At 59.1% G+C, this 15,635-nt stretch carries 16 protein-coding genes; 15 read left to right on the top strand and 1 reads right to left on the bottom strand.

The features are described 5' to 3' along the window. Nucleotides 1-107: 107 nt before the first annotated feature. The 3 genes from CLM58_RS10870 (at nt 108) to CLM58_RS10860 (ending at nt 2,872) form a co-directional block, all read left to right on the top strand. Nucleotides 108-983, top strand: a complete 876-nt coding sequence (locus tag CLM58_RS10870) for a phosphoadenosine phosphosulfate reductase (RefSeq protein ID WP_158221895.1) — start codon at nt 108-110, stop codon at nt 981-983. A gap of 150 nt (nt 984-1,133) precedes the next feature. After that, complete coding sequence (locus tag CLM58_RS10865; protein WP_233133094.1) at nt 1,134-2,444, top strand: multicopper oxidase family protein; 1,311 nt, start codon at nt 1,134-1,136, stop codon at nt 2,442-2,444. Beyond that, complete coding sequence (locus CLM58_RS10860) at nt 2,441-2,872, top strand: c-type cytochrome (protein ID WP_095595953.1); 432 nt, start codon at nt 2,441-2,443, stop codon at nt 2,870-2,872. Before CLM58_RS10865 ends, CLM58_RS10860 begins: the two co-directional genes overlap by 4 nt. A 170-nt stretch (nt 2,873-3,042) precedes the next feature. Here the strand turns inward: CLM58_RS10860 and CLM58_RS17260 are convergent, their stop codons facing one another. Beyond that, nucleotides 3,043-3,687, bottom strand: a complete 645-nt coding sequence (locus tag CLM58_RS17260) for a hypothetical protein (protein WP_188720438.1) — start codon at nt 3,685-3,687, stop codon at nt 3,043-3,045. A gap of 476 nt (nt 3,688-4,163) precedes the next feature. On the opposite strand from CLM58_RS17260, the gene pyrC reads away from it, so the two are divergent. The 12 genes from pyrC to purF all read left to right on the top strand — a co-directional run bounded on the left by pyrC (nt 4,164) and on the right by purF (nt 15,596). Beyond that, the gene (pyrC, locus tag CLM58_RS10845; RefSeq protein WP_095595951.1) at nt 4,164-5,204 is read left to right on the top strand and encodes a dihydroorotase; all 1,041 of its coding nucleotides are present in this window, start codon (nt 4,164-4,166) and stop codon (nt 5,202-5,204) included. 20 nt (nt 5,205-5,224) lie between these two features. After that, on the top strand, nt 5,225-5,905 hold the full coding sequence (locus CLM58_RS10840; protein ID WP_095595950.1) for an orotate phosphoribosyltransferase: 681 nt from the start codon (nt 5,225-5,227) through the stop codon (nt 5,903-5,905). Between the two features lie 227 nt (nt 5,906-6,132). Beyond that, nucleotides 6,133-7,620 carry a replicative DNA helicase gene (locus CLM58_RS10835; RefSeq protein ID WP_095595949.1) on the top strand — a complete coding sequence of 496 codons (1,488 nt, stop codon included), beginning with the start codon at nt 6,133-6,135 and terminating at the stop codon, nt 7,618-7,620. Nucleotides 7,621-7,623: 3 nt separating this feature from the next. Continuing rightward, nucleotides 7,624-7,845, top strand: a complete 222-nt coding sequence (locus CLM58_RS10830) for a hypothetical protein (protein WP_095595948.1) — start codon at nt 7,624-7,626, stop codon at nt 7,843-7,845. A gap of 73 nt (nt 7,846-7,918) precedes the next feature. Beyond that, nucleotides 7,919-8,713: a DUF1194 domain-containing protein gene (locus tag CLM58_RS10825; RefSeq protein WP_198950965.1), complete on the top strand. Its 795-nt coding sequence runs from the start codon at nt 7,919-7,921 to the stop codon at nt 8,711-8,713. A 63-nt stretch (nt 8,714-8,776) separates the two neighbouring features. Then, nucleotides 8,777-9,826: an alanine racemase gene (gene alr / locus CLM58_RS10820; protein ID WP_095595946.1), complete on the top strand. Its 1,050-nt coding sequence runs from the start codon at nt 8,777-8,779 to the stop codon at nt 9,824-9,826. Next, nucleotides 9,823-10,605, top strand: coding sequence for an MlaE family ABC transporter permease (locus CLM58_RS10815; protein WP_095595945.1), 783 nt, complete (start codon nt 9,823-9,825; stop codon nt 10,603-10,605). The genes alr and CLM58_RS10815 overlap by 4 nt, the downstream gene beginning before the upstream one ends. After that, complete coding sequence (locus CLM58_RS10810; RefSeq protein WP_095595944.1) at nt 10,602-11,348, top strand: ABC transporter ATP-binding protein; 747 nt, start codon at nt 10,602-10,604, stop codon at nt 11,346-11,348. Before CLM58_RS10815 ends, CLM58_RS10810 begins: the two co-directional genes overlap by 4 nt. Nucleotides 11,349-11,353: 5 nt before the next feature. Then, entirely contained in the window at nt 11,354-11,791 is a 438-nt protein-coding gene (locus CLM58_RS10805; RefSeq protein ID WP_229666119.1) for a paraquat-inducible protein A, read from the top strand. 205 nt (nt 11,792-11,996) lie between these two features. Beyond that, a complete protein-coding gene (radA, locus tag CLM58_RS10800; RefSeq protein WP_095595942.1) occupies nt 11,997-13,364 on the top strand; it encodes a DNA repair protein RadA in 1,368 nt (455 codons plus the stop codon). 18 nt (nt 13,365-13,382) lie between these two features. After that, complete coding sequence (locus CLM58_RS10795; RefSeq protein ID WP_095595941.1) at nt 13,383-14,018, top strand: CvpA family protein; 636 nt, start codon at nt 13,383-13,385, stop codon at nt 14,016-14,018. Between the two features lie 108 nt (nt 14,019-14,126). Further along, nucleotides 14,127-15,596 (top strand): amidophosphoribosyltransferase, encoded by a 1,470-nt coding sequence (gene purF, locus CLM58_RS10790; protein WP_095595940.1) that lies wholly within the window; start codon nt 14,127-14,129, stop codon nt 15,594-15,596. Nucleotides 15,597-15,635: the final 39 nt, after the last annotated feature.

Raw genomic sequence — 15,635 nt, 5'->3', positions numbered from 1 at the left:
TAATTTTGCAGGGAACGTGAATTACTCTCGGGTCAAACGCTTCTTGAACCTTAGAGTAATTTGTAAACGGGATTAACCAGATGATGTCGCCAGATCCGCAACCAAATGTGATTTCAAACCCCCTATTCTCTTATTGGGGGCACCGCGAAAAAGATTACGATACCACTTTGATTTCAGAGGGTTACGCCTCTGCCTTCAAAGAAGAAGGCTCGACCTTGCTGGTCAGCTTCGAGCTCAAGGACGCAGATGCAAAACCCTTCGCTGCCCCCTTGGCTGAAGAGTCCGGAACGTCTTTCCTGACGATTCTGACCGACCGCCAAGATTGGTTCCGCGAAGACACATTGTTTAACTATTTCGACGAATTAACCGACCAAGGTTTCTTTGACCAGTTCGACCAGATCGTCTTCTTTGGCGTCGGCATGTGTGGTTACGCGGCCGCGGCATTCTCGGTCGTCGCCCCAGGTTCGACCGTAGTTGCCATTGCTCCGCAGGCGACGCTGGACCCGACCTTTGCATCTTGGGACATGCGGTTCCGCAACAAGCGCCGTCTGGATTTCACCAGCCGCTATGGCTATGCGCCAAAGATGGTGCAAGGCGCAGATAAGGTGTTTGTCATCTATGACCCCAGCCATCAGGAAGACGCGATCCACGCAGCGCTGTTCAGCGGCCCGAATGTCGCGCTTTTGAAATGCAGCCTGCACGGCCACTCTGCCGAGGCTGACCTAGAAATGATCGGTGCTTTGACCGAGATCGTGGATGCGGCCTGCGAAGGTGAAATGTCGAAACCGACCTATCATCAGATCATGCGGTCCCGTCGTCGGTCAAAACCCTACGCCGTCACCCTTCTGCGCAAACTGCGCGGTCAGGGGCGTGACAAGCTGGCCGCCAGATTGGCCGCTTGGGCCTCGCGCCGTTATGACCAGACCTATTTCCGCGATCAGTTGGACGAGATGGAAGGCAGAGAGCCGCGCTCTGCGGTCTGATCTGCGCCTCCTATTCATGGATTGGCCCGTGCAGACATGTGCGGGCCATTCTTTTTTAGGTCTTCACTATAACCGGCCGTAAATGGCCGCTGGACAGCGGACTGCGAAGGAAGAATTGCAAATCTGTTTGTCCGATCTATCGTTAGCACCATGACGATATCGAGAAGAACATTTCTGGCCTCCACGGCGGCAGCGACGATTGCGCCGACCTTTGGCATGGCGAAGACACAAAGCCTTAGGGCAGAGCCTGTCATTCAGCAAATACTTGCGGGGGAGTACCGTGACTTTGGTCCGACGCCAGCGCTTGGGTTTAACGGTGGCACGCCGGGTCCGCTGCTTAAGGTGCGTCAGGGCGAAGAGCTTGCCGTAACCTTCCAGAACAGATCAGGCGCTGACTCGTCGGTCCACTGGCATGGTATCCGCATATACAATGCGATGGACGGCGTCCCCGGTCTGACACAAGAGCCTGTCGCCGATGGCGAAGATTTCGAGTATCGCTTTGTCGCCCCGGACGCGGGGACCTTCTGGTACCATTCGCACAGCCGGTCTTGGGAACAGGTCGCAAAAGGGCTTTATGGCCCCCTTATCGTCGAAGAGGCCACGCCCCCGGATGTGGATGCCGATATCATCGTGATGATCGACGACTGGCGTCTGGGAGAGGACGCCGCCTTCATTGACGACTTTGGCGCCATGTTCCAATTCGCCCATGGGGGGCGGCTTGGGAATTACGCGAAGGCGATGCCGTCTCAGTCCACCGTTCGACAGGGGGATCGTGTTCGGTTGAGGCTGATCAACACCTCGAACGCACGGATTTTTCCGATCGATATCACGGGCATTGATGGCAAGCTTGTTGCGCTGGACGGAATGCCCCTGACGCAAGTCGAAGACTTCGGGAAAATCATGATGGCGCCGGCACAGCGGGCCGATATCATTGCCGATGTCGTGGAAGATATTCAGTTCAGCTTCCAGACCCGGGAAGGCGACTACGGCCTTGGCACGATCTTGGCGGAAGGCATGAACCCCTCAAAACGCAGCTCGGCGATTTCCCCCCTGCCGCCCAGCGGGATCATGCCCCCCAGCGGAGAAGCCAACCGGCGCGAGGTTCTTCGGATGCAGGGCGGAGCGATGGGTGGGCGGCATGCCGGGGACGACATTTGGTCTTTCAACGGGATTTCGGATTTGCAGGACGAGCCGTGGCTGAAGATTGATCGGGGCACCTCTGTTCTGATGACATTGGTGAACGACACATCCTTCCCGCATGGTATTCACCTGCATGGGCAGCACTTCTTCGAGATTGAAGCCGACGGATCAGTGGGTCCACTGCGCGATACGTCGCTGGTCGACCCGGGTGAAAGCAGGGACATCTACTGTGTCTTCGACAACCCCGGAAAGTGGTTATTGCACTGTCATATGCTTGGCCATGCAGCCACCGGCATGAGGACATGGGTAGAGGTCATATGATCCGAAAAACAATCGTTCTTGCGTGTCTTCTGAGCCCGGCAATCGCTTTTGCAGGGCACGAACTTGATGATCGTGACATTGAAAACGGCAAGACGCTTTATGCAGAGCAATGCGCCGTATGTCATGGCGCCAAGCTTCAGGGGCAGCCGAACTGGCGAAGTCCGAATGCAGATGGCACGCTACCTGCGCCTCCGCACGATGAGACCGGGCACACCTGGCACCATGACAATCAACTGCTGTTCAGCTACACCAAGCTTGGCGGCCAAGGTGCCTTGGAAGCACTCGGCGTGACCAACTATAAAAGCGGAATGTCCGGATTTTCTGATGTCCTCTCGGATGAGGAAATCTGGGATATTCTGGCTTATATTCGGTCAACATGGCCGAAGCGCGTTCAGGCAATTCAGGCCGGGAGAAACCCTCCGCACTAGCACAGTGCAGAACGGTCATGTTCCTGATCTTACCCTGTCAGCCAGTCCGAAAAAGATAAGCCCGCGCTGCATGCACGGGCCTAAACAAGGTTTTCAAGGACCTCTGATCAACCCGCAAGGCCCCGGCGTAATTGCAGGGCATCGGGTTTGGTGCGGTAGTTTTGCGCCGCTTACTGCTTGAACGGCTGGTCCAGCTTGGCCGGGGTACGGCGGCGGCGGGTGGCTGGTTTTTTCTCTTCCGGTGCCTTCTCGGCGGTTGCCTTCGTAGCCGGAGCAGCGGCCTTAGCTGCCGCAGGTTTCTTAGTAGCAGCAGGTTTCTTGGCGGCAGCCTTTTTAGCAGCCGGTGCTTTCTTGGACGGTGCTGCTTCCGCTTTCGGCGCAGGTTTGGCTGCTACCTCTGCCTTCGGAGCTGCTTTGGGGGCAGCTTTCTTGGCGGCGGGCTTTTTGGCGGCCGGTTTGGCCTCTGCCTTGGCGGCAGGCTTGACCGGGGCGGCCTCTGCCTTTGCAGCAGGTTTCGCGGCCGGTTTCGCCGTTTTCTTGGCGGCAGGTTTCGGAGCGGCAGCCTTCTTGGTAGCGGCCTTCTTTGCTGCTGGCTTTTTGGCTGCAGGCTTCGGCGCGGCTTTCTTCACGGCAGGCTTGGCAACCTCTGCCTTGGCTTCCGGAATCCGGTAGCCCAGACCAACCGGCGCAATATCGATTGCAAGATCGCACCATGCTTTGAAGGCATTGATTTGCATGTCGACGGTCTTCGCCCACAGTTTCACGGGGGTGGTGTCAAACATCACCTTGCTGGTGAATTTGATAGGGGTCATCATATTCTTGTCCTTTCGGGCCTTTTTACCGGGGCTCGCCCAGTGCGATGATTGGTTCAATTAGCGGTGCTGCCTTGGGTCGATACGCAGCGGTTGGGTTGCGGCGATCCGGTGGTCTGGATCCTCGGGGCGGTGACCTTCGGCCGTCTCTGCCCGCGATGCGCCTCTCTGTCGAAGTTTTCTGTGTGGCACGGGGTCAAAAACTCTCTCGCTCGCCCAAAGGCGACGCGCGCGGAATGCTGGTTCCGCTGCAGCTGCTGTGTCTGGTTGGCATGAACCTTCATGACAATTGCCTAATCCGCTGCTCGGGTCGATTGAACATTAGCACAATGCTGCGATGCAGCAATAAAAATCTTCATAAAACTAAGGGGGAAAATTGGTAATTTTGACGCAGCCTGCTGCATCTGCAAAGGATTCTAACCTCAGACAGGCGTTATCCGGTCTGGTCAGGCGGCAAAGCTTGTTGTATCGCACGGGCCATGACCCAAAGCCTGACGATCCGCCGCCCCGACGACTGGCACCTGCATTTGCGCGATGGCGCGATGCTGGAAGGTGTGCTGCCCGAAACCGCTCGCCATTTTGAGCGGGCCATCATCATGCCAAATCTCGTGCCGCCTGTCGTGAAGGGCACCGATGCGGCCGCCTATCGCGAGCGTATCCTGGCCGCCCTGCCCGACGGCATGACGTTCGAGCCGCTGATGACGCTGTATCTGACAGAGGACACCGACCCGGACGACGTCGCCGCGGCCCATGCCAGCGGATTGATCAAAGCCGTAAAGCTTTACCCGGCGGGTGCCACGACCAACTCTGCCTCTGGGGTCACCAACTTCGACAACGTCCGCGCCGTGCTGGAAAAGATGGCCGAGATCAGCCTGCCGCTGTGCGTGCATGGCGAGGTCACAAGCCACGACATCGACATCTTTGACCGCGAAGCCGTCTTTATCGACCGCGTTCTGGACCCGATCCGCAAAGCCACGCCCGGCCTGCGTGTCGTGATGGAACACATCACCACCGCCCAAGCCGCAGCCTATGCCGCCGAAGGTGGTGACGATCTGGGCGCCACGATCACCGTTCAACACCTGATGCTGGACCGGAACGACATGCTGGTAGGCGGCATCCGCCCGCACTATTACTGCTTGCCGATCCTGAAGCGCCGCGAGCACCGCGAGGCCCTACTGGCCGCTGCGACCTCTGGCGACCCACGTTACTTCCTTGGCACTGACAGCGCGCCTCATGCGACACACACCAAGGAAAACGCCTGCGGATGTGCCGGTTGCTTTACCGCGCCGATCGCCCTGTCTTGCCTGGCCGAAACCTTTGAGGCCGCCGGCAAGCTGGAGTTGATGGAAGCTTTCGTCTCGGAATACGGCCCCAAATTCTACGGCCTGCCGCTGAACGAGGGCACGATCACCCTGACCAAAGGCGATCCGATTACGATCCCAGAGCAAATCGAAACTGGCGCTGGCCCGGTCACCGTCTTCAACCCCGGTATTCCGCTGCATTGGTCTGTCGAGGCCTGAGCGACTTGAAAGGACATTAAATGATCCCCTCTTCCTTCCCCGACAGCACCGAGATCGCCCGCCTGTCTGCCCGCATGCTGCTGGAGATTGGCGCGGTCGACTTCAATTCGCGAGAGCCCTTCACCTATGCGTCCGGCCTTCAGGGGCCGACCTATGTGGATTGCCGCAAGATTATCTCTTTCCCCCGCGTGCGCTCGGCCCTGATGGATTTCCTTGTGGTCACCGTGATGCGCGAGGCCGGGTTTGAGGCGTTCAACAACATCGCGGGTGGTGAAACAGCGGGCATCCCGTTCTCGGCATTCGTGGCCGAACGCATGGCGCTGCCCATGTCCTATGTCCGCAAGAAACCCAAGGGCTATGGCCGCAACGCCCGCATCGAAGGTGCGATGACCGAAGGCGACCGTGTGCTGCTGGTCGAGGACCTGACCACCGATGGCGGGTCCAAGCTGTCCTTCGTCGACGCGATCCGCGAGACCGGCGCCACCTGCGGCCATACGGCGGTAATCTTCTACTATGGCATCTTCCCGGAAACCGAGAAGACGCTTGGCGATCACGGCGTGAAGCTGCATTCGCTTTGCACATGGTGGGACGTTCTGGCCGAGGCCAAGGCGCAAGGGTCCTTTGACGCCGAGACGCTGGCAGAGGTCGAATCGTTCCTGAATGATCCGCGAAAATGGCAAGAAGCGCGACAGAAGGGCTGACCCAACCACGGGTTTACCACTGTCCTTTGGTGCGGGCGCAAAAGTTTTTTGAGGCTCCGCACCCCTAAAGGTCAACAATTGTGCCGCAACTTGTTGCGGCATTTTTTGTCCAGACCTCCACAATTTGTGCTATGGTAGCTATCCACAGGCTATCCACAGAAACATACCATTTGCACCCGCATGCGTGGGGGCTGTATCCAACTCGACCAAGGGGACAGGGGCAGTTCATGAACGAGTTAGCCGCAATTCGGCAAGACCAAGAGGGCAGTGAAGGAAACGGGGCGCTCCCGCATTCCATCGAGGCCGAGCAGCAACTTCTCGGGGCCATTCTGACGAATAACGAGATATTCGACAGGGTGGCTTCGATCATCAAGCCTGTCCATTTCTACGAACCTGTGCACCAGCGGATCTATGAGGTCGCGATGCAGCGCATTCAGAAGAATGCGCTGGCCAGCCCGGTGACGCTGAAGGCCTTCATGGAAGAAGACGAAGGCCTGAAAGAACTGGGTGGTCCCGCCTACCTGGCCCGCCTTGCCGGTGCAGCGATCTCGTCTTTCGCAGCGCGTGACTATGCGCAGATGATCTATGACATGGCGATCCGCCGAGAGCTGATTGGCCTTGGTCATGACATCGCCGACCGCGCGACCCATATGAAGGTCGACAACGATCCCAAGGACCAGATCGTCGATGCAGAGCAGAAGCTGTATAAGCTGGCCGAGCAAGGCCAGACCGAAAGCGGGTTCCAATCCTTCCTGAAAGCCGTCACCGACGCGGTGAACGTGGCCAATGCCGCCTATCAGCGGGACGGTGGTCTGGCGGGTATCTCGACCGGTCTGATCGACATGGATGGCAAGCTGGGCGGGTTGCACCCCTCGGACCTTCTGATCCTTGCCGGACGTCCGTCGATGGGGAAAACCTCGTTGGCGACCAACGTCGCGTTCAACATCGCCAAGGCCTATAAGAAAGGGCAAAAACCCGACGGCAGCGAAGGCGCGATTGAGGGCGGCGTTGTCGGCTTCTTCAGCCTTGAGATGAGCGCCGAACAGTTGGCTGGTCGTATCTTGGCCGAGGCGTCCGAGATTTCGTCGCACAAAATCCGTCAGGGTGACATGACGGAACAGGAATTCCGCCGCTTCGTGGAAGCTGCGAAAACGCTGGAAAGCTGCCCGCTTTATATCGACGACACCCCTGCCCTGCCAATCTCGCAGGTCGCCGCGCGGTCCCGTCGCCTGAAGCGGACCCATGGGCTGGACCTGATCATCGTTGACTATCTGCAACTGCTGCGCGGCACGTCGGACAACCGGGTGCAAGAAATCGCCGAGATCTCGATGGGCCTGAAGGCCATCGCCAAAGAGCTGAACATCCCCGTCATCGCCCTGTCGCAGCTGTCGCGTCAGGTGGAAAGCCGTGACGATAAACGTCCGCAGCTGTCAGACCTGCGGGAATCGGGCTCGATCGAGCAGGACGCCGACGTGGTTATGTTCGTGTTCCGCGAAGAATACTATGCCGAGCGTGAAAAGCCGTCCGAGGACAAGCTAGACGAAATGGCCGCGTGGCAGGAACGCATGTCGCGCCTGCACGGCAAGGCCGAAGTCATCATCGGCAAACAGCGTCACGGCCCAATCGGTACGGTCGAACTGTCGTTCGAAAGCCAGTTCACCCGCTTTGGCAACCTTGTGAAGCCATGGCAGCAGGGGTCGGACCAAGGATTCTAAGCGGTGATTGAAGCAATCGCGCGGGTGCCTTGGCACGGATGGTTCGTGGCGGTCTATCTCGCCGTCTACGTTTCGATGTTCACCAAGCAAAGCTTTCGCGACGCCCACAGGAAATGGTGGTCATTCGAGGACCCGCTCGGGTCACAAATTTGGAAGCGTCACCCGATTTACGCGCTGTTTAACATCGTGTTCTTCATCGTGTTTGCCATCGGTATCGCGCTCTGATCGCGGCCGCGCAGGACGAACAGTCAGCCATATTTGATTGGACATGGCGGCGCTTTCGGGCCTCAATAGGTCCATGCTTCGCATTCTTGCCCTTTGTCTTGGCATCGGCCTTAGCCCTGCGACTGCCTCTGACCTGACCGAGGTGGATGTAGAGCTGTTCTTGGCCGTGGATGTTTCACGCTCCATGAACCTTGAGGAACTTGAAATCCAGCGCCGCGGTTATGCCGATGCACTGGCCAGCCCCGAGGTTTTTGCCGCCATTGAAGGCGGTTTGATCGGGCGCATCGCGATCACCTATGTCGAATGGGCCGGTCAGCGCAGCCACAACGTCGTCGTCCCTTGGACCCTGATCGAAAGTCGAGACCAAGCGATAGAGCTGGTCGAAGAACTGTTGGTACAGCCCCGCACCAATATGCGCCGCACCTCGATTTCTGGTGCGCTAGATCATGCTAGAATTAGCCTAGAATCTAACGAATTCATAGGGCTACGACGCGTTGTTGATGTATCCGGAGATGGCCCTAACAACGGGGGACGTCCCGTACTGGACTCTCGGGCGGCGTTACTGGCCGAAGGTGCCATTATTAATGGTCTACCGCTTATGACGAATGACGGGACCTATAGTCGCTGGCATCTGGATGATCTTGATACCTACTACCGCGAATGCGTGATTGGCGGTCCGGGCTCTTTCCTGATCCCGGTTTTCAGCTGGGGGCAATTTGCGGATGCAATCAAGCGCAAGCTTGTCCTTGAAATCGCGGCGGCCCCGGCGCCCTTTGCCCCGGAACAGATCCGACCTGTCAGCGGGTATGACTGCCTGATCGGAGAAAAGATCCGCCTTCAACGTCAGCAAGAGTGGGAGGAATTCTGACCGCTTCGGCAAGCTGGGCTGTTTTTCCTTGACCTTGCTCGCCCTGCGGCGGAAACCGTTCCCATGTCGACAGGAAAATTGCATATCGATCTGGACGCCGTCGCTGCCAACTGGGCCGCGCTGGATCAGCTTTCGGGCCCGAACACGCAAACCGCAGCCGTGATTAAAGCCGATGGCTATGGCCTTGGGGCGGGTCGCGTGGCGCGTCGTCTGGCCGAAAACGGCGTGCGCCGCTTCTTTGTAGCCGTCGCCGAGGAAGGCATCGCCGTGCGCGAAGCCCTTGGCCCCGGCCCCGCGATCTGCGTCTTTTCAGGCCATATGGACGGCGACACGGAATTGCTGGACCAGCTAGCAATGACGCCCATGCTGAACTCGATCGAGCAGCTGACCCGCCATCTGGAAGCCCTGCCCGGCCACCGTTTCGGCGTTCAGCTGGACACCGGCATGAACCGTCTAGGTATGGAACCTGCCGAATGGGCCGCAGTCTCTGATCTGGTACTGCAGGCCAATCCTGACCTGATCATGTCGCACCTTGCCTGCGCGGACGAGCCCGATCACCCGCAGAACGCCGAACAACTGGCGGCTTTCCGCAGGATGACGGACGGTTTGAACGTACGACGTTCGCTGTCGGCCACCGGCGGGATCCTTCTGGGCAAAGACTATCACTTTGACCTGACACGACCCGGTGTCGGCCTATATGGGGGCGAGCCGTTTGTGAACGCCACCCCGGTCATTCGCCTGTCGCTGCCTGTCGTGCAGACCCGCGATCTGGAACCGGGAGAGACCGTAGGCTATTCCGCCACCTTCGTAGCTGACAAGCCAACCCGCATCGCCACCGTTTCGGGCGGCTATGCTGACGGGTTGCTGCGCAGCCAGTCGGGCAAAGGACAGTTGTTTGCGGGCGACATTGCCTGCCCCATCGCCGGACGCGTGTCGATGGACCTGATCTCGGTCGATGTGACCCATCTAAACGAGGTGCCGGACTATCTGGATATCGTCTGCCCCGCGCAAGGCGTGGATGACGTGGCAGGCCATGCCGGGACCATCGGCTATGAAATCCTGACCTCTCTGGGTGCGCGCTATGACCGAACCTACGTCGGAGGCAAAGCATGATCCTTCTGGCACCAGTTGCAGGGATTGGGCGTTCAACGCTGGCTTTGCTGGCAGGAATTGGGCGCATGACGCTTTATTTCCTGCAAACCTTGGCAGCGATGCTGCGCCCACCCTTCTATATCAAAGAGACGCTGCATGCGTTCTGGACCATCGGCTATAACAGCCTGCCGGTTGTCGGGCTGACAGCGCTGTTCACCGGGGGCGCCCTTGCCCTGCAGATCTACGCAGGCGGTGCCCGGTTCAACGCCGAACAAGTTGTCCCCTCCATCGTCGCCATCGGCATGGCACGAGAGCTGGGCCCTGTGCTGGGTGGCTTGATGGTTGCCGCCCGGGTCGCGTCTTCGATCGCGGCGGAAATCGGCACCATGAAAGTGACAGAGCAGATCGACGCGCTTGTCACCCTGTCCACCGACCCGATGAAATACCTGACCGTTCCACGCGTGATCGCCGCGACCCTGTCGGTTCCGATCCTTGTCGCTGTAGGCGATAGCATCGGTATCTTCGGCGGCTATCTGGTGGGCACAGGCCGCCTTGGCTTCAACGAGGCAGCCTACCTCAAGAACACCGCGGATTTCCTAGAGCTTTGGGACGTCACCTCGGGCCTGATCAAAGGCGCGGTGTTTGGTTTCCTGATCGCCCTGATCGGCTGCTACTTCGGCATGAACTCTGGCCGCGGCGCACAGGGCGTCGGCAAAGCCACTAAATCCGCCGTTGTGACCGCCTCGGTCATGATCCTCGCTTCCAACTACTTGCTGACAGAGCTGTTCTTTTCCGCATGATTATCTTCGATAACGTCCATAAGGCTTTTGGCCCCAAGAAGGTGCTGCGCGGGATGAACCTGACCATTCCCAAGGGCGAGTCGATGGTGATCATCGGCGGGTCCGGCACCGGGAAATCCGTGTCGCTGAAATGTGTTCTGGGCCTGATCAAACCGGATCAGGGGACGATCACTGTTGGCGGGCAGAACGTGGCCACCGCCGAGCGGGAAGAGTTCCTTGCCCACTTCGGGATGCTGTTTCAGGGCGGCGCGCTGTTTGACAGCCTGACCGTCTGGCAGAATGTCGCCTTCCGCCTGCTGCGGGGCGAACACAAGATGTCCAAGACCGACGCCAAAGAGGTCGCCGTGGCCAAGCTGAAACGCGTCGGCCTGACCGCCGACGTCGCCGACCTGTTTCCGGCTGAACTGTCTGGCGGCATGCAGAAACGCGTGGGCCTTGCCCGCGCCATCGCCGCCGACCCGCAGATCATCTTTTTCGACGAGCCCACCACGGGCCTGGACCCAATCATGGCCGGCGTCATCAACGATCTGATCCGCGAGATCGTGGTAGAGATGGGCGCCACGGCGATGACCATCACCCACGACATGTCGTCCGTCCGCGCCATCGCCGACAAGGTCGCGATGTTGCATGACGGGGTGATCAAATGGACCGGCCCCGTGGCCGAGATGGACGCCTCTGGCGATCCCTATGTCGATCAATTCATCCATGGACGGGCCGAGGGGCCGATTGAAGCGGTTCGCTAATGCCCTTGGCCTATTTGAAATACGCCAACCTCGCCCTTCTCATCCTATTCCCTATCTCGTGGTTCGCACCTTTGATGCGGGCGGGGCTGTTGCCGTTGTTCAAACTGGATGAGATTTCGGTCATCTCGGGACTTCAGGCGCTATGGAAAAGTGATATTTTCCTCGCCCTTCTGGTGACCTTCTTCGCCCTCGTCGCGCCTATGGTAAAAACTGTCGGCTTGGCACTGGTGCAGTTTCGGATGGCCTCACCCCGCTTGCTGCCGGTACTGACGGTGATGGGAAAGCTCGCAATGGCGGATATCTTCCTGATTGCCCTCTATATCGTGATAGCCAAGGGCGTGGGCGTCGGACGCCTGGAAACGGCTTGGGGGCTGTACCTGTTTACCTTCTGCATTTTGGCCTCTCTGGCGATTTCGATGCTAACGCCGAAAACGGGGCGATAAGGGACGCGCCCGAGCCTTGGGTGGGCGCTTTGGGGCCTAGGGCTTGTGCAGTTTATCTCACCGCTCACATCCAACGTTACGTCCCCCTTGAAACGTCGCAAATGCGCCCTCCCGGGGGGAGGGTCGGGCGCGGCCCGGGCTAGACGCCCGCACCTTGGGACGTTCTGGGGTTGCCCCCCTCGCCCCCATCCGGCAAAGCTTGCCCATGGCCAAAAGCATGACCTTCTCTTGCACCGCATGCGGTGCCGTTCATTCCAAGTGGTCCGGGCGTTGTGACGCCTGTGGCGAATGGAACTCTATCGTCGAAGAAAAACCGCTGTCATCAGGACCCGGCAAAAAGGCCTTGGGCTCTACCCGCGGCAAAGGCATGGCGCTGACCTCGCTGGACACCCGTGAAGAGCCGCCCAAACGCGACTTGTCGGGCATGGATGAATTGGACCGGGTGCTAGGCGGCGGTTTGGTTCCCGCCTCGGCCCTGCTGGTGGGCGGCGATCCCGGCATCGGGAAGTCGACGCTGCTGTTGCAGGCCGCCGCGAAGTTCGCGCAGGCTGGGTTAAAATGCGTCTATGTCACGGGCGAAGAGGCCAGCGCGCAGGTCCGAATGCGCGCACAGCGTTTGGGTCTGTCGAACGCGCCGGTGCAACTGGCCGCGGAAACGAACCTGCGCGAAATCCTTACGACGCTGGATAAGGAAAAACCTGATCTGGCGATCATCGACTCGATCCAGACCATGTGGCTGGACACGGTCGACAGCGCGCCGGGAACCGTAGGTCAGGTGCGCGCCGCCGCACATGAGCTGGTCAGCTTCGCCAAAAGGTCGGGCACAGCGGTGATCTTGGTGGGGCATGTCACCAAAGAGGGCCAGATCGCGGGCCCGCGCGTGGTCGAACATATGGTCGATACGGTCCTGTACTTCGAGGGTGAACGTGGTCACCACTTCCGCATCCTACGCGCCGTCAAGAACCGCTTTGGCCCAGCCGATGAGATCGGCGTATTCGAAATGACAGGCGCCGGCTTGGCCGAGGTCGGCAACCCCTCTGCCCTGTTCCTGTCAGAACGCGAAAAACCCGCCGCCGGATCGGTGGTTTTTGCTGGGATCGAAGGCACGCGCCCGATTCTGACCGAAATTCAGGCCTTGGTTGCGCCATCCCCACTAGGAACGCCCAGACGTACAGTTGTTGGGCTGGACGCTGGTCGCCTTTCGACAACATTGGCCGTGCTAGAGGCCCGTTGTGGCGTCCCGTTCACCGGTTTGGACGTATTTCTGAACGTCGCCGGTGGTATGAAAGTCACAGAGCCCGCCGCCGATCTGGCCGTCGCTGCCGCTTTGATGAGTGCCCGGGAAGACACACCCTTGCCCGCAGAATGCGTGATTTTTGGGGAAATTAGTCTCTCGGCGGCGCTTCGTCCGGTAAACCAGACCCAGAACCGATTGAAAGAAGCGCATAAACTAGGCTTTACTCAAGCCATATTCCCGGAAAGCCCCTTGTCAGGGCGGCCCGAGGCTGGCTTAAACTTAAGGCAGATGAAAGATTTGCCGGGATTTGTTGAACAAGTATTCGGTACGGGCTAACCCCCGGAAGGAGAGATTATGGAAGGTTTCACCGTCGTCGACGCAGGCGTATTCGCCATCGTTATCCTCTCGGGGATTCTTGCGTATTCGCGCGGACTGGTGCGTGAAGTGCTGGCGATTGCCGGGTGGGTTGCCGCCGCGATCGTGGGCTATATGTTCGCCCCACAGGCGGAACCGCTGATCCAGCAAATTCCCGTTGTCGGTGATTTCCTGCGCGAAAGCTGTGAGCTTTCGATCATTGCCTCCTTCGCCATTGTCGCCACTGCTGCGCTGGTTGTGGTGTCGATCTTTGCGCCGCTATTTGCAGCCATTATCCAAGGCTCTGCGCTTGGTGGCATTGACCAGGGCCTTGGCTTCCTGTTCGGCGTGGCGCGTGGCCTGTTGCTGATCGCTGTGGCCTTCTTTGTCTACGAAATGGTCGTGACAGAAGAAGTTCTGGTTGTTGACGACAGTAAATCTGCTGCGATTTTCGCGCAGATGACCGACCGTATTCAGGAACAGCGCCCCGAAGACGCGCTTGGTTGGGTGACCGACAAGTATGAAGACCTGATCGGTGGCTGTTCGCCCGATGCTGGCAACGACGCCCCCATTACCCCTCCGCCGGCCGTGGAAGAAGCCGCCCCGGCAGAGGGTGAAGCCCCGTCGGCGAATTAAGGAAATGGCACAATCGCACTGGCGATTGTGATCCTTTCGTGACATGAGGGCCGCGACCCCCTAAGTAGGGGCCAACCTGACCACAGCGGATTCGGAGCATAGCCCTAAATGGCCGACTTGCCCCCCAGCCACCCGTTCGACGACGACAAGCTAAAAGAAGAGTGCGGCGTGTTTGGCGTCGTGGGGATCGCCGACGCGGCGAACTTCGTAGCTCTGGGGCTTCATGCCCTTCAACACCGGGGACAAGAAGCTGGGGGCATCGTGACTTACGATGCCGAAGAAGGCTTCAACTCGGCACGCCGCTTTGGCTATGTCCGTGACAACTTCACCAAGGCAAGCCTGATGGAGACCCTACCGGGCTCTTTGTCCATCGGCCACGTGCGCTATTCCACCGCCGGGTCGAAAGGCAACACCGCGATCCGCGACGTACAGCCCTTCTTTGGCGAGTTTTCGATGGGCGGCGCTGCGATCGCCCATAACGGCAACATCACCAATGCCGACGCCCTGCGGCGCGAGTTGATAGAGCGCGGCTCGATCTTCCAATCGTCGTCTGACAGTGAATGCATCATCCACCTGATGGCGCGCTCGTTGCAGAAGAACATCCCAGAGCGGATGAAAGACGCCCTGCGCCGTGTTGAAGGCGCGTTCTCGGTCGTTGCCATGACCCGTACCAAGCTGATCGGTGTGCGTGACCCGATGGGCGTGCGCCCGCTGGTTCTGGGTAAAGTGGGCGACCATGGCTGGGCGCTTAGCTCGGAAACCTGCGCGCTGGACATCATCGGCGCGGAATTCATCCGCGAGATCGAACCCGGCGAGATGGTCGTAATCACCGAAGAAGGTGGCTTGGAAAGCTTTCACCCGTTCGAGCGTCGGCCCTCGCGGTTCTGCATTTTTGAACATGTCTATTTCTCGCGTCCGGATTCGATTCAGGGCGGTCAGTCGGTCTATGAGACCCGCCGCCAGATCGGTGTCGAGCTGGCCAAGGAATCCCCGGTCGAAGCGGATCTGGTCTGCCCCGTCCCTGACAGCGGCACACCTGCGGCGATCGGTTTCAGCCAGGAAAGCGGCATTCCCTACGCGATGGGGATCATCCGCAACCAGTATATGGGCCGGACCTTCATCGAGCCGACCGAACAGATCCGCAACATGGGCGTGCGCCTAAAGCTGAACGTCAACCGCGCCCTGATCGAAGGCAAGCGCGTGATCCTGGTCGATGACTCGGTTGTGCGCGGCACCACCAGCCGCAAGATCAAAGACATGATCCTTGATGCAGGCGCAAAGGAAGTGCACTTCCGCATCGCATCGCCCCCCACCGCGTGGCCGTGCTTCTACGGGGTGGACACCCCAGAGCGCGAAAAGCTGCTGGCCAGTCAAATGACCCCGGAAGAGATGGCGGGTTATCTGGGCGTAAACAGCCTGAAGTTCATCTCGCTTGACGGACTGTACCGCGCCGTTGGCGAAAAGAACGGCCGCAATCCAAAAGCGCCCAGCTATTGCGACGCATGTTTCTCGGGTGAATACCCGGTCGCCCCAAGCGATATGATCGAAAAGGGTTTCGAGCTGAAAGCGGCTGAGTGATCTGATCCAAAGCAAAGGGCTGAGCAGTAAACCTGCCCG

This window comes from Actibacterium pelagium (assembly GCF_002285415.1).
Lineage (GTDB): Bacteria > Pseudomonadota > Alphaproteobacteria > Rhodobacterales > Rhodobacteraceae > Actibacterium_B > Actibacterium_B pelagium.
This window is presented reverse-complemented; position numbering and strand designations above follow the sequence as displayed.

Bases quoted from the DNA above. Each gene is read 5' to 3' on its own strand.
- CLM58_RS10865 (WP_233133094.1), top strand. From the start codon at position 1,134: ATGACGATATCGAGAAGAACATTTCTGGCCTCCACGGCGGCAGCGACG.
- CLM58_RS10860 (WP_095595953.1), top strand. From the start codon at position 2,441: ATGATCCGAAAAACAATCGTTCTTGCGTGTCTTCTGAGCCCGGCAATC.
- CLM58_RS17260 (WP_188720438.1), bottom strand. From the start codon at position 3,687: ATGATGACCCCTATCAAATTCACCAGCAAGGTGATGTTTGACACCACC.
- pyrC (WP_095595951.1), top strand. From the start codon at position 4,164: ATGACCCAAAGCCTGACGATCCGCCGCCCCGACGACTGGCACCTGCAT.
- CLM58_RS10840 (WP_095595950.1), top strand. From the start codon at position 5,225: ATGATCCCCTCTTCCTTCCCCGACAGCACCGAGATCGCCCGCCTGTCT.
- CLM58_RS10835 (WP_095595949.1), top strand. From the start codon at position 6,133: ATGAACGAGTTAGCCGCAATTCGGCAAGACCAAGAGGGCAGTGAAGGA.
- CLM58_RS10825 (WP_198950965.1), top strand. From the start codon at position 7,919: ATGCTTCGCATTCTTGCCCTTTGTCTTGGCATCGGCCTTAGCCCTGCG.
- alr (WP_095595946.1), top strand. From the start codon at position 8,777: ATGTCGACAGGAAAATTGCATATCGATCTGGACGCCGTCGCTGCCAAC.
- CLM58_RS10815 (WP_095595945.1), top strand. From the start codon at position 9,823: ATGATCCTTCTGGCACCAGTTGCAGGGATTGGGCGTTCAACGCTGGCT.
- CLM58_RS10810 (WP_095595944.1), top strand. From the start codon at position 10,602: ATGATTATCTTCGATAACGTCCATAAGGCTTTTGGCCCCAAGAAGGTG.
- radA (WP_095595942.1), top strand. From the start codon at position 11,997: ATGGCCAAAAGCATGACCTTCTCTTGCACCGCATGCGGTGCCGTTCAT.
- CLM58_RS10795 (WP_095595941.1), top strand. From the start codon at position 13,383: ATGGAAGGTTTCACCGTCGTCGACGCAGGCGTATTCGCCATCGTTATC.
- purF (WP_095595940.1), top strand. From the start codon at position 14,127: ATGGCCGACTTGCCCCCCAGCCACCCGTTCGACGACGACAAGCTAAAA.